The 2323-nt window shown below is 44.6% G+C and carries 2 protein-coding genes and 1 pseudogene; all 3 read left to right on the top strand.

Annotated features, from left to right (window positions below):
- Positions 1-564, top strand: a pseudogene (locus tag AC1DUA_RS34290) (O-antigen ligase family protein); the annotation flags it as partial.
- Positions 506-1873, top strand: a complete 1368-nt coding sequence (locus AC1DUA_RS34285) for a lipopolysaccharide biosynthesis protein (RefSeq protein ID WP_477503993.1) — start codon at positions 506-508, stop codon at positions 1871-1873. The pseudogene AC1DUA_RS34290 and the gene AC1DUA_RS34285, both read left to right, overlap by 59 nt.
- Before the next feature lie 27 nt (positions 1874-1900).
- On the top strand, positions 1901-2323 hold a 423-nt coding region (locus AC1DUA_RS34280), incomplete at its 3' end, for a glycosyltransferase family 2 protein (RefSeq protein WP_477503992.1).

Here is a 2323-nt window from a genome sequence, read left to right as displayed (position 1 = left end):
ATGTATGTCATCATCCCGAAGCTGCCTGGCGCACAAGGTCTTATCGCTCGCTTAGATACGATGACGGCCATTCAGGATGACCACTCTTATAATGAAAGACTTGATTTCTTTCATACAGTTTTCCCGATGATGTTTTCGAAACCACAAGGATTAGGATTAGGGAGTATCGGTGTCGGTACCAAGCTGAGCAACGGTGGGGCATTAGGGGAATACGGCATTTTCGATAATGGATTTGTTGCGATTTTTCTAACCTTTGGCATCCTTGGAGGCTTGTTGTTCCTATGGGCTCTGTGGCTTGTCACTCGTTATCTGTTATCTCAGAAAACCCAACCAGGCGGTATAACGGCTTACGGTAAGCTGGGGCTATCTGCTTTGCAAGGAAGTATCGTTTGTCTTATTTTTGAAAATGGGTACACAGGCTTGAAAGGTTTTCTATTATGGATGGTCGTAGGAATTGGAATTATGGCGCATCGAACGATCGTTCAAGAGAGGAGGCAAATTTCGGATGCAGCAGCCAGTCAACTTGAAATTAGTCCGCATAAAGCCTCTGTTCGGCTTCATTAAAGCTTTCTTTTCGAGCAAAAGTCATTTGTCATCTTCGGTTAAAACGATGTTTTTCAGTGTGCTAATCTTAGTAATTAATATGCTTACAGGTATATTAACAGCGCGATTTCTTGGGCCATCCGGCCGAGGAGAGCAGGCAGCTATGGTTTTATGGTCACAATTCTTAGCCTTTAGTTTCACATTTGGTATGCCTTCCGCCATTATTTACAACGTGAAAAAGAACATGAAGGATTCCGCCAAGCTTTATTCGACCGCTGTTATCATGGGTTTGACAGCAGGCATGCTTGCGATGTGCTTAGGGATATTGATTTTACCCTATTGGCTCCGTTCGTATTCTGACAGTGTGGTCCTATTCTCGCAATGGTCCATGGCTATCGTACCTCTTATCGTATTGTCACAGATTAATAATGCGATGATGCAGGTGAGAGGCGAGTACAAACTATTCAATCGTCTGCGATTTCTTATTCCGCTGAGTACGCTCATCGGTCTTGCTCTGCTAATCCTGACCAAAACCATGACTCCTTACACGTCAGCTGTAGCTTATCTCGCTCCGGCGGTTCCCTTTTACATATGGACCACTGTTCGATTGCTTAGACAGTATCAATGGGTGATCAAGGATATTTTCCGTTCCTTTCAGACACTAATCAAATATGGAATTGGATCCTACGGCAACGATTTAATGGGCAATGTTTCCTACTACATTGATCAGATCGTTATTATCGGGCTACTGAATCCCTCTGAACTTGGACTCTATGCGGTAGCAGTAAGCCTTTCTCGTGTGGTTAATATTTTCTCAACCTCCATTATCGTGGTGCTGTTCCCCAAAGCTTCCGGGTTGCCGAAGGATAAAGTGGTTGATATGACGTTCCGTGTATACAGGATCAGCACATGTGTGGCCTTGTTATGCTCCCTGATCATCATGCTGGTTGCTCCTTTCGTCATGCCTCTATTATATGGCCCTGATTTCAAAGAAGCCATTAGCGTCTTTCGAATGCTGCTTCTTGAAGTGTCCATTTCAGGTGGAACCATGGTTTTGGCGCAAGCTTTCATGGCCTTAGGCAAACCCAAGATTGTTACGATTCTGCAAGGAATCGGGCTGATAATTGTCATCCCATTGCTGACAGTGCTTATTCCTAAATTTGGACTCGCCGGTGCGGGAATGGCCATTTTATCATCGGGTATTCTGCGATTTATCTTTATTTTAATCAATGTCAAATTCACCTTGAAAACGAAACTTCCTAGATTACTGTTGAATAAAGAGGATATCCGTTGGTTGCTATCAGCAATAACAGCATATAAGGCCAAATAATTGGACATTGGGGGAGGGGCGAACGAAATGAGTCGCTATCGTGACGCTGTAGGAGTGAATCGAATTTCTGTTGTCATCATTGCGCAAGACGATGAATCGAGAATAGCTAATGCGATCGCCTCCTGCAAGCCTTTTGCAGACGAAATTGTTGTAGTCGATGGTGGGAGCAAGGACGGAACCGTTCGAGTATCCGAGCAATTAGGCTGCAGAGTCTATGTGAACGCATGGCCTGGTTATGCGAAGCAGCGTATCTATGGCAGTGATCGCGCAGCCTATGACTGGATTTTCGTAATCGACACGGATGAGGTTGTTAATGAGCAGCTATCAGCTTCCATTCTGAAGCTGAAAAGCGATTTATCTGATCCAAGCAAAGCCTATTCCGTTCTACGGATTGGAGACTTCCTAGGACGCTGGATGGGGAAAGGTGAGAGGTTAGTTCGATTGTATAAC

The sequence above is a fragment of the Paenibacillus sp. 01T422 genome, assembly GCF_056398785.1.
This window is presented reverse-complemented; position numbering and strand designations above follow the sequence as displayed.

What these genes read in the sequence shown, in the direction of transcription:
- AC1DUA_RS34285 (WP_477503993.1), top strand. Translation starts at nt 506, where the DNA reads ATGCAGCAGCCAGTCAACTTGAAATTAGTCCGCATAAAGCCTCTGTTC.